Consider the following 4,119-nt stretch of genomic DNA (forward strand, 5'->3'; position numbering starts at 1 on the left):
ACCACAGCTGCGGGCGGTTGACGAAGCCGAGCAGCGGGGCGGTCAGCAGACCGACGGTGATCAGGCCCAGCACGACGTAGCAGGCGAGCGTCACGGGACGTGGTCGGCGCATACCTCACTGTGAGGTGAGCGTCAGGCCGATGGCAACGGCTCGTCCGTGACGAGCCGGTTTCGGTCCGCCGCGCCCGTCAGGCCCGCTGGCCGAGGGTGTGACGCAGGAGGACCACCTCGGCGGTGTCCCGGCTGCCCTCGCGCGACCGGACGTGGACCTCGTCGACGAAGCAGAGCTCCGCGATGCGGTGGCGCGCAGCGGTGAGATCGGGGAGCGCCAGGCCGACGGGCAACCAAACCCGGACCACGACGGCCCCGTTCCGGGCGGCGCTGCGGAGCACCGTCGGTGTGCGCCCGCGGCGGTTGGCCACGCGGAGCTCGAGGAAAGCCGTCCGCAGCCGCCGCTCGAGGACGACGCGCCACGCCTGCTCCGCGAGCAGTTCCCGGACCTCCGGCACGGCGGTGCTCGCCAGCATGATCAGGACGACCGCGCCGACGTCCTCCACCGACCCGGACCCGGCCCACACCGCTGCGGGGAGCGCGGTCACCGTCGCAGCGAGGAAGGCTCGGGTGCGCAGACGCAACAGCACCCACCACGGAGCTCCGGGCTCGTGCGGATGGCCCCGCTCCCCCCAGTCGCCGGGGTCGTGCCACCGCCCGGTCACGCGACGCTCCTCGTGCGCGACCGTCCGGACCTCGTGGTGCACCACATCGCCGACCCCCGAACCGTCGTGCCGTCCCGGACCGCCTCAGTGTTCCCGCTCGCCCTGCCTACATGATGCCCACGTGTGGGGTTGGTATGTGATCGTTGCTTGATGCATTGAGGTAGGTTGACAAACCTACGCGGTGTCGACGGCTGTGGCGGGCCCCGCGCAGCAGCCCCGACGCTCTCTGAGATGCTCCGGGCGTGCCCCGCGATCTTGTCGACCGCGCACGCGAACGGTGGACGACGATCCGGCGTACCGCCTGGTCGGCACGATCCAGGGGACGGTCGGCGACCGCCCGCGCCACGGTGGGGGCCGTGGAGACGGACGACCTCGATGCGCGGAGTCCCGACGCGCCGCACCCCACCGCGGGGTGGTGCTGGCACGGGACCCCTCGAACGCCTACCCTACGTCGTCATGCCTTCCTTCCTACTCATCGCCTACCTGCGATGAGTGGGGCCCAGGCCATGATCGCCGAGGGCGGTTTCGGGCCCGTGCTGCGGGAGGCCCGCCGGCGCGCCGGCCGCACGCAGGACGAGATCGCCCGGAGCCTCCGCGTGCAGCGGGCCACGATCTCGCAGTGGGAGACGAACCGGCACCTGCCCTCGCGGGAGAACCTCGGGAGGCTCGCGGACATCCTCGACGCCCGGGACGAGCTCGTCGGCGCCTTCGACTCGGAGCGCACCCGCAGTGTCGCGCCGCCGCCCCTGCCGGCCCCGGCGGGTGTCCCGGGGACGTCCCTCTACGACGTGCACCGGCTGCTCGGGCGGGTCCTGGTCGGGGAACTGGTGGACGACGAACGCGGGCACCCCCTGGGGTGGCGGCGCGACTTCAACCACGAGCTCCCCCCGAGCGCCTTCACGAGCGCCTCGGCGGTCCGCCTCCTCGTCATGCTCCAGGACCCGCCCTACGTCGACCGTCACGCGCTCGGGCGGTCGCTGCTCGCGTTCCACCTCGAGACCGGCGGGTGGGGCACCCGCACCATCGGGCTGCGCCCGGAGGCGACCGCCGTCGTGATCGACGCGCTCGACCGGCTCGGCGCCGACTTCGACACGGACACGGCCCTCGCCGAGCTCGGTGCCCTGCTCGGAGACGTCCTCGACGGCCGGACACGCGCCGTGCCGACCTACGTCGTCACGGAGGCCCTCAGCGTCACCGCCCGCCTCCGGCCGAAGCTCGGGCTGGCCGAGGCACTCGCGAGAGCGCTCCTGGAGAGCCGGGACACGACCGGGAGCGCATGGCCCGAGAAGCGGCCGGCCGTCGAGGGCGCGATCCCGGAGATCTCCACGGCGCACACGGCCCGGGCCATGACCGTCCTCGCACACGCGATCGAGCGCGGGCTCGAGGACCCCGACGGCACCTACGCCGCCGCCGTGACGCGTGCACAGGAGTGGCTGGAGCAGCACGCCGACCTCGTTCCCGTGCGGGAGAACGTCGCGTCGAGCGGGCAGCCCGACCTGGAGATACGTCACTTCACGCCGGCCCTGGTCGTGCACGCGCTGGCCTCGGTGCCGGATCCGTCGTGGCCGTTGCTCCACGAGGCCCTCGACCGGGTCTGGCAGGCCTACAACCCGTCGCTCGGCCGCTGGCAGTGGCCGAACGGGGACGTCCCGGTCTGGTTGCAGCTCGACGCCCTCCGTGCGGTGACCGTCGCGCACGCCCGGCTCACCCGCGTCCCCGTCGTCCTGTCGGGCGCGTCGTGAGCACCCCGACGGCGGTCGCGGCGGCCGGGATCGTCGAGCTGATCGACGTCTGCACCGACATCGACGACTACCGGAGCGCCGTCGAGCTCGTGCGGGACCACCCCGACGAGGTGCTCGACCTGTTGCGGGTCGCCCGTGACGACGACCTCGCCGCCGTGGCCGCGCGCTCCTACCGCCACCCCAACGGCTTCGCCAAGATCGTGCTGCACGAGTCGGGACCGGAGGGCTCCTCGGTCCGACTCCACGTCTGGCCCACCGTCGGGGTCCACGAGGAGTTCGAGGACGTCCCGCGCGGCGACACGGCCCCGCACGGGCACCGGTGGAAGTTCGCGTCCACGGTGCTCGCCGGCACCGGGCTGCTCGTCGAGGAGTTCACGGTGGACGGATCCGGCGCACTCCACCACCGCTTCGTCTTCGACCCCGCGTCCCGTGCCGAGCTGCGGGCGGACGGCGAGGACCACCTGACCAGCCGGGAGTTCTGGGTCCGCGACCGGGACGACCTCTACGGGTGCGACACCGACGTGATCCACACGGTGGCGCCGATCGACGACCACACGACGGCGACGTTGGTCCTGCAGGGCCCGGTCGAGGAGACCGCCGCACTGGTCTTCCTGCGCCCGGACGCCGTGCCCGACCCGTGCCGCATGCCACTGGGAGAGGCCGTGATCGCGAGCCTGATCGACGAGGTGATCACCGCGATGGCGCCGTCCACGGCCCGCTCGACCGCCGTCCTGGACCCGGCCGTCCCCTGACTCCGCACGCGTCGGCGACACGACGCATCCCCTGGCCGGACCTAGTCTCGGACGGGGGGCAGGTGGAGGCGACGGAACCCGGGGGGCCTGATGACGTCCACGGAACGGTTCGGGGTCCGCGGCTTCCTCGAGCACATCGGGAGCATCGCCCCGCCACGGGACTCCTCAGCGCCCGACCTCGACGACCTCGTCGCCGTCGTCTCGGCGAGCGTCGCGTCCGGGCACCTCCCCGACGTGCTCCGGGCCGTGCGCACGGAGGCCGCCCGGTCGACGGCGGTGACCGAGGAGTGCACCTGGCACCCGCTCGGATTCGCGAAGCTCGTGCTGGGCCACCTGCCCGGCACCTCGGTCCGTCTCCGACTGCACATCTGGGACGACCGTGCGGGGGCCGACGAACCGCAGAACGACCCGCACTCGCACTGCTGGCGCTTCGCGTCGGTCGTGGTCGGGGGCGGACCTCTCGAGGTCGTGCACTTCGAGGAGCGGGCCGACGGGACGGAGTTCCGTCGCCTCGAGTACCGGCCCGCCCGGGGGGAGATGGTGCCGTCCGGCACGAGGCGGTTGGGCGTCGTCGAGACGATGCGCCGGGGCCGGGACACCCCGTACCGGTGTGACCACGGCACGGTGCACACGATCGCCCCGGTCGACCCGTCGATCGTGACGACGACGCTCATCGCCCAGGGGCCGGAGGTCGCGTCGAGCACGCCGGTCTATCGCGACCGGGACGGCTCCGAGATCACCGGGCGGCAGCGGGTGACACCCGAGCAGCTCAGGAGGCTCGTCACCGGCGCGCTGGCGCAGGCCTGACGGGCGGCCGATCGCTGCCTCGACAGCGGGACGGGTCCCACCCCGCTCACTCGCGGCGGTGCCTGCCCCCGGTCTCGCGCCCCGGGGGGACGGCCCGCGGTG

The 4,119-nt window shown here is 73.4% G+C and carries 4 protein-coding genes; 3 read left to right on the forward strand and 1 reads right to left on the reverse strand.

Going from position 1 to position 4,119, the window contains the following annotated elements; genetic code table 11:
- Window positions 1-188: 188 nt before the first annotated feature.
- A complete protein-coding gene (locus AC0CYZ_RS17195) occupies window positions 189-716 on the reverse strand; it encodes a hypothetical protein (protein ID WP_472217494.1) in 528 nt (175 codons plus the stop codon).
- A gap of 488 nt (window positions 717-1,204) precedes the next feature.
- On the opposite strand from AC0CYZ_RS17195, the gene AC0CYZ_RS17200 reads away from it, so the two are divergent.
- From AC0CYZ_RS17200 to AC0CYZ_RS17210, 3 genes are all read left to right on the forward strand, one after another.
- Window positions 1,205-2,458 (forward strand): helix-turn-helix domain-containing protein, encoded by a 1,254-nt coding sequence (locus AC0CYZ_RS17200; RefSeq protein WP_472217496.1) that lies wholly within the window; start codon window positions 1,205-1,207, stop codon window positions 2,456-2,458.
- Window positions 2,455-3,210: a hypothetical protein gene (locus AC0CYZ_RS17205; RefSeq protein WP_472217498.1), complete on the forward strand. Its 756-nt coding sequence runs from the start codon at window positions 2,455-2,457 to the stop codon at window positions 3,208-3,210. Before AC0CYZ_RS17200 ends, AC0CYZ_RS17205 begins: the two co-directional genes overlap by 4 nt.
- A 90-nt stretch (window positions 3,211-3,300) precedes the next feature.
- Window positions 3,301-4,017 carry a hypothetical protein gene (locus AC0CYZ_RS17210; protein WP_472217500.1) on the forward strand — a complete coding sequence of 239 codons (717 nt, stop codon included), beginning with the start codon at window positions 3,301-3,303 and terminating at the stop codon, window positions 4,015-4,017.
- Window positions 4,018-4,119 lie beyond the last annotated feature (102 nt).

This window comes from Actinomycetospora sp. (assembly GCF_055612215.1).

Excerpts from the sequence above, each read along its gene's own strand:
- AC0CYZ_RS17200 (WP_472217496.1), top strand. The coding sequence starts at position 1,205 with ATGAGTGGGGCCCAGGCCATGATCGCCGAGGGCGGTTTCGGGCCCGTG.
- AC0CYZ_RS17210 (WP_472217500.1), top strand. The coding sequence starts at position 3,301 with ATGACGTCCACGGAACGGTTCGGGGTCCGCGGCTTCCTCGAGCACATC.